The sequence below is a fragment of the Pseudoalteromonas sp. P1-26 genome, assembly GCF_001401795.1.
Lineage (GTDB): Bacteria > Pseudomonadota > Gammaproteobacteria > Enterobacterales > Alteromonadaceae > Pseudoalteromonas.
Genome location: NZ_LKDX01000041.1, coordinates 1 through 16,508 on the forward strand (window position 1 = coordinate 1; position 16,508 = coordinate 16,508).

Annotated in this window: 13 protein-coding genes; 4 read left to right on the plus strand and 9 right to left on the minus strand. The window is 40.7% G+C overall.

Translation table 11 applies throughout. The annotated features are described in order from the left end of the window. Positions 1 to 165: 165 nt before the first annotated feature. The 7 genes from AN394_RS16785 to dnaA all read right to left on the minus strand — a co-directional run bounded on the left by AN394_RS16785 (position 166) and on the right by dnaA (position 9,850). Positions 166 to 615, minus strand: coding sequence for a hypothetical protein (locus tag AN394_RS16785; RefSeq protein WP_055022063.1), 450 nt, complete (start codon positions 613 to 615; stop codon positions 166 to 168). A 61-nt stretch (positions 616 to 676) separates the two neighbouring features. Next, on the minus strand, positions 677 to 2,746 hold the full coding sequence (gene glyS / locus AN394_RS16790; protein WP_055022064.1) for a glycine--tRNA ligase subunit beta: 2,070 nt from the start codon (positions 2,744 to 2,746) through the stop codon (positions 677 to 679). An 8-nt stretch (positions 2,747 to 2,754) separates the two neighbouring features. Continuing rightward, complete coding sequence (gene glyQ / locus AN394_RS16795; RefSeq protein WP_054554789.1) at positions 2,755 to 3,654, minus strand: glycine--tRNA ligase subunit alpha; 900 nt, start codon at positions 3,652 to 3,654, stop codon at positions 2,755 to 2,757. Positions 3,655 to 3,795: 141 nt separating this feature from the next. Then, a complete protein-coding gene (gyrB, locus tag AN394_RS16800; RefSeq protein WP_054563762.1) occupies positions 3,796 to 6,222 on the minus strand; it encodes a DNA topoisomerase (ATP-hydrolyzing) subunit B in 2,427 nt (808 codons plus the stop codon). Positions 6,223 to 6,234: 12 nt separating this feature from the next. Next, complete coding sequence (recF, locus tag AN394_RS16805) at positions 6,235 to 7,329, minus strand: DNA replication/repair protein RecF (protein WP_054563761.1); 1,095 nt, start codon at positions 7,327 to 7,329, stop codon at positions 6,235 to 6,237. Between the two features lie 6 nt (positions 7,330 to 7,335). Further along, positions 7,336 to 8,439, minus strand: a complete 1,104-nt coding sequence (gene dnaN, locus AN394_RS16810) for a DNA polymerase III subunit beta (RefSeq protein ID WP_054563760.1) — start codon at positions 8,437 to 8,439, stop codon at positions 7,336 to 7,338. Positions 8,440 to 8,452: 13 nt separating this feature from the next. Next, on the minus strand, positions 8,453 to 9,850 hold the full coding sequence (dnaA, locus tag AN394_RS16815; protein WP_055022065.1) for a chromosomal replication initiator protein DnaA: 1,398 nt from the start codon (positions 9,848 to 9,850) through the stop codon (positions 8,453 to 8,455). 506 nt (positions 9,851 to 10,356) lie between these two features. Between dnaA and rpmH the strand changes: the two genes are divergently transcribed. From rpmH to yidC, 4 genes are all read left to right on the plus strand, one after another. Continuing rightward, a complete protein-coding gene (gene rpmH, locus AN394_RS16820) occupies positions 10,357 to 10,491 on the plus strand; it encodes a 50S ribosomal protein L34 (RefSeq protein ID WP_008488847.1) in 135 nt (44 codons plus the stop codon). Between the two features lie 7 nt (positions 10,492 to 10,498). Next, positions 10,499 to 10,921: a ribonuclease P protein component gene (gene rnpA / locus AN394_RS16825; protein WP_058583673.1), complete on the plus strand. Its 423-nt coding sequence runs from the start codon at positions 10,499 to 10,501 to the stop codon at positions 10,919 to 10,921. Between the two features lie 128 nt (positions 10,922 to 11,049). Continuing rightward, complete coding sequence (gene yidD, locus AN394_RS16830; RefSeq protein WP_054563758.1) at positions 11,050 to 11,322, plus strand: membrane protein insertion efficiency factor YidD; 273 nt, start codon at positions 11,050 to 11,052, stop codon at positions 11,320 to 11,322. A gap of 8 nt (positions 11,323 to 11,330) precedes the next feature. Next, complete coding sequence (yidC, locus tag AN394_RS16835; protein WP_054563757.1) at positions 11,331 to 12,962, plus strand: membrane protein insertase YidC; 1,632 nt, start codon at positions 11,331 to 11,333, stop codon at positions 12,960 to 12,962. Between the two features lie 57 nt (positions 12,963 to 13,019). Here yidC and AN394_RS16840 read toward each other — a convergent pair whose 3' ends face one another. Further along, entirely contained in the window at positions 13,020 to 14,225 is a 1,206-nt protein-coding gene (locus AN394_RS16840; RefSeq protein ID WP_055022066.1) for a PepSY domain-containing protein, read from the minus strand. A gap of 9 nt (positions 14,226 to 14,234) precedes the next feature. Then, entirely contained in the window at positions 14,235 to 16,382 is a 2,148-nt protein-coding gene (locus AN394_RS16845) for a TonB-dependent siderophore receptor (protein WP_055022067.1), read from the minus strand. Positions 16,383 to 16,508 lie beyond the last annotated feature (126 nt).

The window sequence follows — 16,508 nt, forward strand, 5'->3', positions numbered from 1 at the left end:
GAGTTTCGAGTTTCGAGTTTCGAGTTTCGAGTTTCGAGTTTCGAGTTTCGAGTTTCGAGTTTCGAGTTTCGAGTTTCGAGTTTCGAGTTAATCAATTAAAATTAAAAGTGAGCATTTATCAATATTAAACGCTCACTCGATCGGCTTAAAACTGACAGCTTAAAGCTATTTCTTCGTTACTGTCACTTTTGGTTGATTACTATTGCGGTAATCAAAGCTCACTACATACACGCCTTTTACAGCGGGTTTAAAGCTGAAATAATTGTAGATGGTATTACAGTCTGCATTGGCGGCTTGGCCTAGCACTAATGATTGCCCTGCTGGGTCCATATCACTGTAACCACAGTTATAGCCTTCGCTAAAATCTGCATCCGCTACTTTGAATTCATAAACCTTACCTGGTGTTGAAAACTTAACGTCGGTTTGGAATATGCCCGGTGCAACCTGCTCTAATTGATACTGCGGCTCGGCATCCCATAAGGTGAAATCACCACGTAAATACATAGTACGGTCAAGCTCTTTGCTAGGCAGAATATCGTCGATGCTTGGCATTTGCATTTGGCTAGAACAGGCCGTTAATAAGCCTGCTAATGCTAAAGTAATTACATGTTTCATTACTGTTCCTTTTGCTACAAAAAAGCCAGCACTGAGCTGGCTTTTATTAATTGGCTGCTGCTTACTTCTGAAGTACAGAAATATCAGCAATATCTAAAAACAGACGGCTTAGTTGGCTTAACAATGCTAAACGGTTTTGTTTAACCGCTTCGTCATCGGCCATTACCATGACGTTATCGAAGAAGTTATCAACACTCTCACGGATACCCGCAAGTTGTGATAATGCCTCTTGGTAATCGCCATTTGCATATAAAGGTGCAAGCTCAGTTGCAAACTTAGCAACGTGTGACGCTAATACTTTTTCTGCGTCATCGCTTAATAGGCTCTCATTCACATCACCTTGTGTTGTGATGTCATTCTTAGCCAAGATATTGCTTACACGTTTATTTGCTGCTGCAAGCGCTTCTGCTGCGTCTAATGTACGGAAGTGACTTACTGCTTTAACACGGCGGTCGAAATCAACTGGTTTAGTTGGGCGACGTGCTAGCACTGCTTGAATGACATCAACTTCGATACCTTCATCTTGATACCATGCGCGGAAACGACCTAACATAAACTCAAACACATCTGTTGATACGTTTAGGTTCGTTAGCTTTTCACCGAATAGCGTTTGTGACTTAGCAACAAGGTCTAAGATATCTAGCGGTAATGATTTTTCAACCATGATGCGTAATGCACCGATAGCTGCACGGCGTAGTGCAAATGGGTCTTTGTCGCCTTTTGGCGCTTGACCAATACCAAAAATACCCACCAGCGTATCAAACTTATCAGCAATTGCTACCGCACAGCTGATCACATTTGTTGGTAAGTTATCACCCGCGAAGCGAGGCATATATTGTTCGTTTTGCGCGAGTGCAACTTCTTCTGCTTCACCGTCGTGACGAGCGTAATGCATACCCATTACACCTTGTACGTCGGTAAACTCCATAACCATTTCGGTCATTAAGTCTGTTTTACTTAATAAACCTGCTCGCTTAGCCAGCTCTGCATCAGCACCTAATTGCTCAGCAATATAACCGGCAAGTTCACTAATACGTTCAGATTTATCTTTCAGCGTACCAAGTTGCTTTTGGAATAAAACGGTATCTAGCGATTCTAAGCGACTCTCTAGCGTTTTCTTCTTATCTGTTTCGTAGAAGAACTGCGCATCAGCTAAACGAGGGCGAACAACTTTTTCGTTACCAGCAATTACCACGCTTGGATCTTTACTTTCGATATTAGAAACAAATAGGAACTTGTTTAGTAAGTTGCCATCTTGGTCTAATAACGGGAAGTACTTTTGGTCGTCCTTCATGGTATAGATAAGCGCTTCTGAAGGTACATCTAAAAATGCTTCTTCGAATGTTGCTGTCAGCGTTACTGGCCATTCAACCAAGGATGTTACTTCTTCAAGTAAGTCTTCATCCATCGCTACTTTTGCATTTACAGCGCTAGCTGCTGCTTCAATTTGTTCGCGAATTTGTGCTTTACGCGCTTCGAAGTCAGCGACAACGTAAGCAGATTTAAGCACATCAAACACATCATCAGCGTGGTTGATTGTTACTTTTTCTGGATGATGGAAACGGTGACCTTGTAATTGGTTGCCAACTTGCTTACCAAGGATTTCACCTTCAATTAGCGTGCTACCAAATAAGATAGTTGCTGTGTGCACAGGGCGAATAAATTGTGTTTTATTTGCACCCCAACGCATTGGTTTAGGGATAGGTAATTTAGCAAGTGCTTTGTTTACAGCATCACTCATAAGTGATGTTGTTGCTTGACCTTCAACCTGTGCCTTATGTAATAACCAAGCGCCTTTATCTGTTTCTAGTGTTTGTGCATCGCTTACATCGATACCACACCCACGAGCCCAACCCATTGCTGCTTTAGTTGGGTTACCATCGGCATCAAAAGCAGCTGCAACTGCAGGGCCGCGCTTTTCTACAACCTTGTCACTTTGCTTAGCCTCAAGTGCAGTAACACGCAAACCTAAACGACGTGGTGATGCGTACCAGTTAACGCCTTGGTGATTTAATTCTAAGCTTGCAAGCTCTGTTGCTAAGTTCTCAGCAAACGACTCAGCAAGTTTACGAAGTGCTTTCGGTGGCAACTCTTCAGTGCCAATTTCTACTAATAAATTTTCTGCTGACATGCTAATTCTTAATCCTTACAAAGCGGGAAACCAAGAGCTTCACGGGCATCATAGTAACTTTGCGCACATGCTTTAGATAAAGCACGAACACGTAAGATATAACGTTGACGTTCTGTTACAGAGATAGCGTGACGAGCGTCTAATAAGTTAAACGCATGTGATGCTTTCATCACTTGCTCATAAGCTGGTAATGGTAAGCCTGCTTCAATTAGCTTTTCGCTTTCTTTTTCACAGTGATCGAACTGTGCAAATAAGAACTCAACATCCGCTTGTTCGAAGTTATAAGCTGACTGCTCTACTTCATTTTGATGGAATACATCACCGTATGTCACACGACCCATAGGACCGTCTGCCCATACTAGGTCATAGATACTATCTACGCCCTGAATATACATTGCTAAACGCTCAAGACCATAAGTGATTTCACCGGTTACAGGTGAGCACTCTAAGCCACCTACTTGTTGGAAGTAAGTAAACTGAGTTACTTCCATGCCGTTTAACCAGATCTCCCAACCTAGACCCCATGCACCTAATGTAGGCGACTCCCAGTTGTCTTCTACGAAGCGAACTTCATCAGTTAGTGTATCGATACCAACGGCAGCTAAAGAGCCTAAATAGAGCTCCTGGATGTTTTCTGGTGATGGCTTTAATACTACTTGGAATTGGTAGTAATGCTGTAAACGGTTCGGGTTTTCACCATAACGACCATCAGTTGGACGGCGGCATGGTTGAACATACGCGCTCGACATTGGCTCTGGGCCAATTGACTTTAAGAAAGTTAACGGATGAAATGTCCCTGCTCCCACTTCCATATCGAGTGGTTGAGCAATCACACAGCCTTGCTGTGCCCAATAGTCCTGTAAAGCCAGGATCAAACCTTGAAAGGTTTTAACGTCATATTTTTGCATATTTGGCTTATAGTATCTGGTGCGTTTAGTCTGAAAATTGCTCTCAGTATACCTTGTGTGCAGTAAGGTTTTAAGCAGTTTGTGCTTTTTCAGCAATAAAAAAAGGAGCCTGTAGGCTCCTTTTTAATTCTTAATTTAGCGTTATACGTCTAGGTTAACTACACGTAGCGCATTCGTTTCGATGAAGTCACGACGCGGCTCAACTTGGTCACCCATTAGAGTCGCGAACAATTGGTCTGCAGCTACGGCATCTTCAATTGTTACTTTCAACATACGACGAGCATCTGGGTCCATAGTGGTTTCCCAAAGCTGATCAGGGTTCATCTCACCGAGTCCTTTATAACGTTGGATATAAAGACCACGCTTCGACTCATTGATTAACCACTCTAATGCATCCACAAAGTTATCAACAGCTAGAGTTTTCTCACCGCGTTGAACATATGCCCCTTCTTCAAGTAAGTTAGCAATGTTTACGCCTGTCGCTGCAATGCGTTTGTAGTCACGCGATGTGATGAAGTCATGGTTAAGTACATGTGCTTTATCCACACCATGCTGACGAATATTCACAACAGGATAATACATGTTGCGCTCAGTATCGTGCTCAGTACCCGCATGGAAGATAGTTGCATCTTCATCACGTGCAATTAAGTCGTCAACAAGGGTGTTAGTCCACTCTTTAACTTTTGCTTCATCTGCTAAATCAGCTTCGGTAATTTCACTTTGATAAATTAAACGTTCCATAACCGAATTTGGATATTTACGTTTTAAGCGCTCAATCACTTTAACTGTATTTTGATAGTCGTGAACAATTCTTTCTAGTTCTTCACCTTCAAGTGCAGATGCACCTTCGCTTGTATAAAGTGCAGCATTGTTTAATGCTAATGATGTTAAGTAATCAACAAGCGCTGGGTCATCTTTAATGTAGCGTTCTTGCTTACCTTTTTTCACTTTATAAAGTGGTGGCTGCGCAATATAGATAAAGCCTTTTTCTACAATCTCTGGCATTTGACGGTAGAAGAAAGTCAGTAGCAAGGTACGAATGTGAGAACCATCCACGTCCGCATCGGTCATGATAATGATACGATGATAGCGTAGCTTTTCTGGGTCATATTCATCACGACCAATACCACAACCTAATGCAGTGATTAGAGTTGCTACTTCTTGAGAAGAAAGCATCTTATCAAAGCGTGCTTTTTCAACGTTAAGAATCTTACCTTTAAGTGGCAAAATTGCTTGGTTTTTACGGTTACGACCCTGCTTAGCTGAACCACCTGCAGAGTCACCCTCCACTATGTATAGTTCAGAAAGTGCTGGATCTTTTTCTTGGCAGTCTGCCAATTTACCTGGTAAGCCAGCTAAATCCATTGCACCTTTACGGCGTGTCATTTCACGTGCTTTACGTGCTGCTTCACGAGCTCGTGCTGCATCAATAATTTTGCCAACAACTGTTTTAGCATCAACTGGGTTTTCTAATAAGAACTCTGTTAATTTTTCTGCCATTGCTTGTTCTACAGCAGACTTAACTTCACTTGATACTAGTTTGTCTTTAGTTTGTGATGAGAATTTAGGATCAGGAACTTTAACACTTACAACCGCAGTTAAGCCTTCACGAGCATCATCACCCGTTGCATTGCTTGTTGTTTTCGCTTTTTTGTTAAAGCCTTCTTTTTCCATGTAGTTATTTAGCGTACGTGTTAGTGCTGCTCTAAAGCCAGCTAAGTGCGTACCACCATCACGTTGTGGAATGTTGTTTGTGAAACAGTAAATGCTTTCTTGGAAGCCATCGTTCCATTGCATTGAAACTTCTACACTAATACCGTCTTCTTCACGCTCATGGGTAAAGTGGAAAACACTTTTATGTACAGGTGTTTTGTTACGGTTTAGATATTCTACGAATGCTTGGATACCACCGTCATATTTGAAGTGGTCATTCTTAGATTCTTCGCGCTCATCAGTAAGAATGATACTTACACCAGAGTTTAAGAACGAAAGCTCACGTAAACGCTTTGCTAAAATATCGTAGTGGAAGTTAAGGTCAGTGAATGTTTCACCACTTGGCCAGAAACGTAATTCAGTACCTGTGTCTGTTGCGTCACCAATTATAGCTAATGGCGCATCTGGTACACCCATAGTATATGTTTGTTGGTGAATTTTGCCTTCACGACGAATGGTCAGTTGCAGCTTTTCAGATAGTGCATTTACTACCGAAACACCTACACCGTGTAAGCCACCAGATACTTTATAAGAGTTATCATCAAACTTACCACCAGCGTGAAGTACCGTCATGATAACTTCAGCCGCAGAAACACCTTCTTCTTCGTGAATAGATGTAGGAATACCACGACCGTTATCTCTTACAGAGACTGAACCGTCTAAGTGAATCGTTACAAAAATATCATCACAATGACCAGCTAAGGCTTCATCGATAGAGTTATCAACAACCTCAAACACCATATGGTGAAGGCCTGTACCGTCATCGGTGTCCCCTATATACATTCCTGGACGCTTTCTTACTGCGTCTAATCCTTTAAGTACTTTAATACTCGACGAATCGTAATTCTCAGACATGGTTAATCCCACTTATCTTGTTATTAGGTTGCCATGTTTCACGTGGAACATTTTTAGTTCTCGTTGCATGGGTTCCACCACAGCAGAAATACTTTCAGATAAAATTGATGAGATAAAAAGTTGCGAATCGCAATGAGTCAAAAGTTGACCCACTTTTTCTTTTGTATCTTCACCTAGTTCTGAAGGTAAGTCATCTATTAGCAATATAGATTGCTTATCTGTTTCTGACTCAATTAAGCTATTTTGCGTTACTTTTAACGCATAAAGCAAGAGCTTCAATTGACCGCGAGAAAAGGTATTTTCTACACTGTTACCAGAAACGCTAAAACTAAAATCAGCTTTATGCGGACCTTTACTTGTGAAACCTTGTTTGGCATCACGTTCAAAGCTTTGCTCAAGCGCCTCTGAGAGCGTTTCACTCTCTTTCCAGCCCGCATGAAAGTTAATTTCTAAATCGCTTACAAGCGTTAATTCTGCACACATTTTATCAAAAAACTGCTGCTTAAACCTACTTATATACGCGATTCTTAGATTATTTATTTGTTCAGCTAGTCTAACAAATTCTTTATCCCAAAACTTGATCTGTTCAAAATAATCTCTAGGTTTACTTTTTAATAAAGCATTACGTTGTTTCAGTACTTTATTAAAAGACTGCCACAAGTAAAAAAAGTCATGTTCCACGTGGAACAATCCTAAATCGAGAAATTTTCTACGTTCTTTTGGACCACCAAAAAACAATGAATAGCTTTCTGGAGTAATAACTTGCACCGGCACTAGCTGAGCTAATTCAGAGATTTTACGGCTCGTTTTTCCCTGAATCTTTAAAGACGTTTCACCCGCTTGGTTTTTGCTTATACCAATCGGAATAGACAAATCATGCAGCGCTTTGCGACCATGAATCACAAACTTGTCTTGTTGATGCTGAATGATATTTTTATGTTTGGCGGTACGAAATGATTTACCGTGAGAAAGGAAATATATAGCCTCAAGGAGACTGGTTTTTCCGCTGCCATTTTCGCCATAGATAATGTTTATGCCATTAACCGGCTCAAGTGTCAGCGCCTCAATATTTCGAAAATTATTGAGGCTTAAATGACTTAAACTCATATAAGCTTATAGGCGCATCGGCATAACAACGTACATAGCTTCTTCGTCACCTGCACCTTCAATTAGCGCACTGCTATTAGAGTCTGCAAGTGTAAAGGTTACATCTTCTGTTTTTAATGTATTAAGTACATCAAGTACATAAGAAACGTTAAAGCCAATTTCAAGTTCGCCGCCTTGGTACATTACTTCAACGACCTCTTCAGCTTGTTCTTGCTCAGGGTTGTTTGCTGTAATTTTTAATAAACCTTCAGACAGGTTTAAACGTACACCACGGAACTTTTCATTCGATAAAATAGACACACGTTGGAAAGCACTGCGCAACCATTCACGATTAGCTGTAATTACTTTGTCACCACCACGCGGCAATACTCGACGATAATCAGGGAAACGACCATCCACCAGTTTACTAGTAAATGTAAACTCAGTATCAATAATACGAATATGGTTAGCACCAAATTGAATGGTTACTAGCTCATCATCAGCCACCATTAGGCGCATAATTTCTTGCACACCTTTACGTGGAATAATTAACTGACGTTGTGTATTTAAAGACTGTGGTAATTGCTTTTGTGCAATTGCCAAACGGTGACCATCTGTAGCCACTGTTTTGATATCTGCGTTATCAACTTCAAATGACATACCGTTTAAGTAATAACGTACGTCTTGATTCGCCATAGAAAAGTGCGTGCTTTCTAAAAGTTTACGCAATTCTAAACGCGTTAGTTGAAATTCAACTTCACCATCCCACTGCTCAAGATTCGGAAAATCTTCAGCGGCCAGCGTAGTTAAAGAAAAACGGCTTTTACCACTTGTTAATAGTAACTGATGATCTTGGCTACTTAACGTTAGGTCTGAGCCATCAGGTAAACTTTTACAAATATCGAGTAACTTTTTAGCTGGTAAAGTGAGTTGCGTATCTGTGGTATCTTCACCGACAAACACACTCGCCACTAACTCAATTTCAAGATCAGTACCCGTCATCGAAAGTTGCCCGTTTTCAACAACTAACAGTACGTTCGATAAAATCGGTAAGGTGTGCTTACGCTCAATCGCACCAGACACTTGAACTAAAGGTTTTAAAAATTGCTCTCTTGATATTGTTATTTGCATAATAAAGTCGGCCTTAAGATGACAAGGTTCTTATTAAGTTTTGATAATCTTCTTTCACTTCGTGGCTTTCGTCACGTAGTGATTTAACTTTACGACAAGCGTGTAATACAGTTGTGTGATCACGACCACCAAACGCGTCACCAATCTCAGGTAAACTGTGATTTGTAAGTTCTTTTGATAATGCCATGGCCACTTGACGTGGTCTTGCTACTGAACGGCTACGGCGTTTAGATAGTAAATCTGATACACGAATGCGGTAATACTCAGCAACAGTGCGTTGAATATTATCTATCGTTACCAGTTTATCTTGCAGCGCAAGTAAGTCACGTAGCGCTTCTTTTACAAAGTCGATTGAAATCGGACGACCAGTAAAGTTTGCATTAGCAATAACGCGGTTTAACGCCCCTTCTAATTCCCGCACATTTGAACGCAACTTTTTAGCGATAAAAAAGGCAACTTCGTGAGGTAAATTGATTTTACTTTGCTGCGCTTTTTTCATCAAAATAGCAACGCGCGTTTCAAGTTCTGGTGGCTCAATAGCAATTGTTAAGCCCCAACCAAAACGTGATTTAAGGCGATCTTCAACCCCTTCTATCTCTTTAGGATAGCGGTCTGAAGTTAAGATAATCTGTTGATTTCCTTCAAGTAAAGCATTGAAGGTATGAAAGAACTCTTCTTGTGAGCGTTCTTTATTAGCGAAAAATTGAATGTCATCGATCATCAATGCATCAACACTTCGGTAATAACGTTTAAATTCTTCTATGGCATTATTTTGTAGCGCTTTAACCATGTCTTGCACAAATCGCTCAGAGTGCATATAAACAATTTTCGCGTCTGGCTTATTAGCCATAATACCGTTACCAACAGCGTGTAATAAGTGAGTTTTACCTAAGCCAGTACCACCGTATATAAATACAGGGTTAAATGCTGAACCTGGGTTATCTGCAACTTGAGTCGCTGCAGCTTTTGCTAATTGGTTTGATTTACCCTCAACAAAGCTATCAAAGGTGTAATTTTCTTTAATGTTTGATTTATAGCCTGATTTTGGTGCAGGTTCGACCGCTGCTTTTTCAGGTTTTGGCTGTTGTTTTTCGGCAGTTTGTTGTGGAACAGATGCGCTAGCTTCTGTTGCAGCCGGTGCAGATGCCACTTGGGCATTTAAAATAGGTTTACTACCAACATCAAAACGTAATTCAGGTGCTTCATCACCACAAATTTCAACGAGTAGTTCATTAATACGGTTTAAATACTTTTCTCTCACCCAATCCAAAACAAAACGGTTGGGTGCATATATAGTCAACGTATCTTCGGTACTTTCTGCTTGAAGTGGTCTTACCCACATACTGAATTGCTGTGAAGGCAATTCATCTTGCAATACATATAAACAACTTTGCCAAACCGACAGATACACAGTTAAACTCCCAGAGATTTAATTTTTATTCCCGTTCATCTTTAATGATGGAAAATCAAACATTTATTGCTAATCTTTGACCAACTTTCTTGGCCCAGACCGACTATTATGAAGGTACTTTATCCACAAGTACAAGATTGATTTTTATGAAAAATATGATCTCAGCAACATAAAAGAATAAAACACTGATTTTTAAGAAAATTATTTTTTAAGCTCGAACAGTGATCATAACAAATTTGCAGCCAGATCGCGATCAAATTCTACGATCGAATTGGCTTTTCCCAAGCTTTTATTCACTTTTTATACAGAGGCTGTGGAAAACTTCTTATTTATGATGATCCTATATGATCACGTAAAAGGATCCTTTATAATTACGGCCTCTGCAGCGTTTTAATGATTGACTTTTGTTGTCTTCATCTATAATATCTCGCGCTCGCAATGGCACCTGTGCCAGGATCGCGACCTGCATAGGATGTTTTAACCTTAACCGATCGGATGGAATTGTTATGAAAAGAACTTTTCAACCTAGCGTTTTAAAACGCAAACGTACACACGGTTTCCGTGCTCGTATGGCAACAGCAAATGGCCGTAAAGTATTAGCTCGTCGTCGTGCTAAAGGCCGTAAAGTTCTTTCTGCTTAATATATAAGTGGAAGACTTTAGCTTCAGCAGGGAGTTACGTCTGTTAACTCCCTCGCATTACTCTCGAATCTTTAATGAACCAGCACGCGCTGCGACTCCTTTCTTTACCCTATTAGCTAAACGCAATGACCAAACTAATCCTCGATTAGGTCTTACGGTCGCAAAAAAACGCGTTAAAAAAGCCTGTCAACGTAATCGAATTAAACGACTTGCTCGCGAAAGTTTCCGTTTAAATCAACATAAACTCGATAACATTGATATTGTGCTTATGGTTAAAAGTGGTATTGATGAACAGTCCAACGAAGAGCTAACAAAGCAACTAAATAAATTGTGGCGAAAAATTAACGAACGCTGCAAGCCTGGTGCACCTAAACCACCACCATTTAAAAAACGCCCGAATAAATCAGCTAAATCTAATAAACAAGCCTGATAGCAATAGAATTACAGGCTTAATTAAGGTATCTTTAGCTCACCTTTTAATCATGCATTTAAAATTCTACGATGGGAATTTAAATTCATGGTATCCATTGACTAAATTAACGCAGGGGCAGACACATCATGAGGTTACTTAAACCACTTGTTGCTATTCCAAAGCGCTGTTTAGTCATGCTAATACGCGGCTATCAAAAATGGATAAGCCCATTATTAGGCCCGCATTGTCGTTTTAATCCAACCTGCTCTAGTTACGCTATTCAAGCAATTAATTTGCATGGAAGTGTAAAAGGCAGTTGGTTAGCTGTTAAACGCATATTAAAATGCCACCCTTTACATGCTGGTGGGGATGATCCCGTACCGGCAAAAAATCATATTAACCACCAACACGAGAAATAAGAGCTGTTATGGAATCGCAACGCACGTTTTTATTAATCGGCTTGATGCTTGTGTCGTTTTTATTATTTCAAGAATGGAATAACGACTACAACGCACCAAAGGCTGATCCAAGTGCCACAACACAAACACTAGGCGCAACAACACCAGAATCTGATGACTTTATTCCTGCATCATCTGACGGTGAAGTTCCAGCTGTAACGACAGCAAAGCGCTCAGTTATTGATGTAACAACTGACGTATTCACTGTTAAAATTGACACCCGTGGTGGTGACATCATTGAAACAGACTTACTTCAGTACGAAGAAGAAAAAGGCAGTAACACACCTTACATGCTATTAGGTGAGTTCGATGGTAAGCAATACTTCTCGCAAAGTGGCTTAATTGGTTTAAATGGTCCTGACGCAACTGTTGCTGGTCGCCCTGTTTATAAAACCACACAAAAAGCATTCACTTTAACGGGTGATGAGCTACGTGTACCACTTGAGTTTACTGACAGTAAAGGTGTGACGTTTACTAAAACTTATATCTTCAAAAAAGGCGACTACGCTGTAGATTTAGAGTACACAGTAAACAACGTAACAGCTGATCCAATTCAAGTTCAGTTATACACGCAAGTAAAACGCACAGTACAAGAAAAAGGTAGCTTAGTAGATCAAAACTACTTAGGTGGCGCTTATGGCTCAGATGAAGAGAAGTATGAAAAATACAGCTTCTCAGACATGGCTGATAAAAACCTTAATATCACCACATCTGGCGGCTACATTGCATTTATTCAACACTACTTTGTAAGTGCGTGGGTACCAAAGCAAGATCAACAAAACACTCTTTACAGCAAACTTGTATCAGGTAATGCAGCAATTATTGGTGTTAAAGGTGAAGCAGTTAATGTACAAGCTGGTTCGCAAGCAACGCTTGGCTCAACCTACTATATGGGCCCGAAAGAGTCTGACGTACTAGAAGCAATTCACCCAGACTTAGACCTAACTGTAGATTACGGTTGGTTATTCTTTATCTCACAACCATTATTCGTATTACTTAAGTGGTTATACGGTATCTTAGGTAACTGGGGTCTAGCTATCATTGCAATCACGGTTATCGTTAAAACGGCAATGTACCCACTTACTAAAGCACAATACACGTCAATGGCGAAGATGCGTGCACTTCAGCCTAAAATGGCTGCCCTAAAAGAGAAGTATGGTGATGACCGTCAAAAATTCGGTCAAGCTATGATGGAAATGTACCGCAAAGAAAAAGTGAACCCTATGGGTGGCTGTTTCCCACTGTTACTACAAATGCCAATCTTCTTAGCGTTATTCTACGTATTCTTAGAGTCAACTGAGCTACGTCATGCTGAATTCGTTTTATGGTTAAATGACTTATCAGCAATGGACCCATACTACGTATTACCGGTTTTATTTGGTTTAAGTATGTTCATCACTCAAAAGCTGCAACCGATGACGGTTACTGACCCTATGCAGCAAAAAATGATGACCTTTATGCCAGTAGTATTCTCTATTTTCTTCTTATGGTTCCCATCTGGCCTAGTACTTTACTGGTTAGTATCGAACCTTATCTCAATCGCACAGATGCTAATCATCTACCGCGGTATGGAGAAAAAAGGTATTAAGGTAAGAGGCTAAACTCTTAACCCAATAAAAAAGGCGCTAACTGCGCCTTTTTTATTGCCTGGAAAAAAGCTAACCGAGAATAGGAGAATAAACCTGATTGGGTACACTGCGCTCAGTAAAGCTCAAACTTGTTGTTAGTAACGAAGCAACCACCAAGCCGATTGCAACCACCCCAGATAAACCAAGCCACTTTCCAGCCGTTGTTTTACGCTTAACCCTAAACCAACTCATATACATGCCAGCAGCGCTTAAAAAGCTCATCAATGCACCAAATAGCCCCCAAATAAGCTTAGTACCAATTCCTGCAAAGTTACCAAAGTGCAGCGGATCAGCGGTGTCTTTAATTCGTGGAAGCAGGTTGAGTTCTTCCCCTTTTTGTATGCCTAGAACTTCACCGGAACTTGGTTTTAAATAAACCCGGTTAGCACGCAGGCGTAGTAAAATATCATCGTTATAACCGCGTATTTCAATAGGCTGTTCAGCTTTATTAGGATAACGAATATAGCGAATATCAAGGCTAGGAAACGCCTGTTGAGCGGCTTCATAAGCAGCAGCTAAACTAATTGGCGATAGACCTTTACGAGGGCTTTGTTTTTTAAACTCACTCAAGGCTGGTGGACTAGAGACATAGTGAGGTACCTTCGCAGTTTGCAGCCCATGTTCTACCAGATACCAAACCCCTGTGATGGCCATCACAGCAATAAACCATAAACTCCAAAGCCCTAACAGCTTATGCCAATCAGACCAACTACTACGTTTATCTAGGCTTAGCGCAGCAGGCTTTTTCATAAAGCCTTGCCACCAGCGCCGATACACATAAAAACTCGAAACCAATAAAATAACGAGTAAAATACTCAAACTGGTGACGATTAATTTACCCGTCCAGCCCATCGACAAGTTCATATGCCAGTTACGTAAAAACCGCGATATCCGCGCCCACTCTCCTTCACCGAGTAAGCGACCCGTTGCAGCATCTAAATAAACAAAGCGAAATGAATCACCGACTTTAAGAGCCGCTTCAATGGCAAGGTAATCTTGCTTATGACGTTGGATATAAAGTAATTGAGCTTGCGGGTAATGCTGATTAAGGGTGTTTTCGATAGCTAGGTAGTTAGTAGAGGCAGAAGAAGTTAATGCACGGTACTTAGCGTCTGTTAAGTACTCGAGTTCATGACTTAACGTAGCGAGTGTTCCCGATACGCAGGTAACAAAAAGCAGGACTCCAACAAAGAGTCCTGCCCAAGAATGTAAGTTAAACCAACTTTTAGCGTTCACACGCCACCATTAAAAGCTGTATTTAGCACTTAAATAAACACGACGTGGTTCACCAGGAAAGTGCCCTGTTCGTTCGATAAAGCCACTGCTTGCGTATTCTTTATCAAATAGGTTCTTAACTGATAGCTGCCATTGCCAGTTATCAACGGTTGTTTGCCACGCCATGTTGTAAACAGTGTAAGGTTTAACACGTTGACCGCCTAAACTAAGCTGTTCATCAACATAATCTAAGCCAGCAGAAATAGATGACGATAAGCTAGGTAGCTCATAGCGTGTCCATATACCTAGAGTATTTTGCGGCGCGTTAGCAAATTTATCGCTATCAGGAATTTGGTTACGAATGCTATCGTTAGCTTTAGTAATACGGGTATCATTATAAGCGTAGCTTGCAGTAACGACCCAGCGCTCAGTGATGTCACCAACCACTTCGAGTTCAAAGCCCTTACTTTGTACTTCACCAACAGCAACTAAGTCATCAACGCCGTCACCTGCAACATCACCTAATAAGCTAGGCTGCAGGATGTTTTCACGGACAATATCGTACACAGCCATATTAACAGCAAGTGTGTCTGCTAATAGCTTGGTTCTTAAACCTAACTCGTTAATACGGCTAGTCTCTGGCGAGAATGGGCCACCCTTTGCTGTTTCTTGATTACTCGCACTTTGCGGCACAAAGCCAGTGCCATGTAGCGCATAAGGGAAGAACATGTTGTTAATGTTATAGCTAGTACCAATACGGTAAGTTAAGTCGCTATCAGAAAACTCGGTTTGATTTAACAGATCTTTGTCTTCAAAACGATCATACCTTAAGCCAGCTGTCACACTCCAATTAGCGGTGATATCTAGCTGATCTTGCAAGTAGGCACCAAAGCGGGTGCTATTCGTTTTCCCAAGCCTTGGTGTAATACTATCAAGATCATAATCATCAGCAGACGTTAAACCATACTCAGGGTTGTTAAGATCAAGACCTGGTACTGGGCCACCTTTACTTTGTTGCGTAGCTGTACGGTAAACGCTTTCAAAATCATGTTCATACCAATCACTACCAAACAACACTTGATGCTGCATGTCTGCAACTACAAATTCTGCAATCGCATTAGCTGTTAAGCTAAAACCTTCGTTCTCACGTACTTGATCACGAAACTCACGATGGCTCCAATCAACAATACCGTCGTCATCTGTATCTACGAGGCCTCTTGGTTCATGGTAGTTTTGCACTTCTTTGTTATCAAAATAACGTGCTGTGACATCTGTGCGCCAAACATCATTAAACTCATGTTTTAAAGTTGCCTGATAGACATGGGCTTCAACATTTTGAAAGTCTGTCGCCTCGTTATGATTCCAGCTAATATCAGTTAGAAAATTACCGTTATCATCAGCAGGTACACCACGTAAACGTGCCCCACCCAACTCTTGCTCTATATAGGTATACTGAGTGGTCAATTCGGTTGCACTATTTATAAGCCACGTATAACCAAGATCAACAATGGTATTATCGCTGCTAGTATTAGCACGGAATGGCTTTTCAGTATCACGGTAAAGACCAACACGGTAAGCATGATTATCAAGTGATTCACTCAATGTTCCTGTGCTTTCTAATGCACCACTAAAGAAGTCATCATTACCTACTTCAACTTCAATACTGTGTTCACTGGTGAATTTAGGCTTCTTAGTTACATAGTTAATAATACCACCCGGATTACCACTACCGTATATAGCGCCAGCAGGCCCTTTTAAAACCGCAACTTGTTCAATATTAAATAATTGCGGTACAGCAAAGCCATTGAAAGGGTCGCCCTTTACACCATCATATAAAATCTCATCTTGGCGAAAACCACGGAATGTCACGCCCGAATAACTAAAGGCATTAACACCAGCTATATTGCTATAAAGGTCAGTAATTTGGCGAGCAGCCTGATCACTGATCAGCTCCTGCGGTAAAACTTGAATTGACTGAGGAATTTTCTCTAAAGGTGTATTGGTACGAGTAGCAAAGCTAGACTCGGTTGGGCGATATAAAGAGAACGCACGGCCAACAACTTCTATTTTTTCGAGTTCTTTTGAATCACTTTGATCCGAAGTAGTCACTTCAGTTTGAGCATGGGCAACGCCCGAAAAACCAGCAGCAAGTGCAATAAAAACAGCAGAAAGACGCATAATAAAAAACGATAAGATTTAGAATGCGCAACATGGTAATGAATATAGTTATCATTTTCAATGAGTGTTTATTATTAATTAAAGCTAAATAAAGTATTACTTACATCAGACTTTTGCTACCTCATT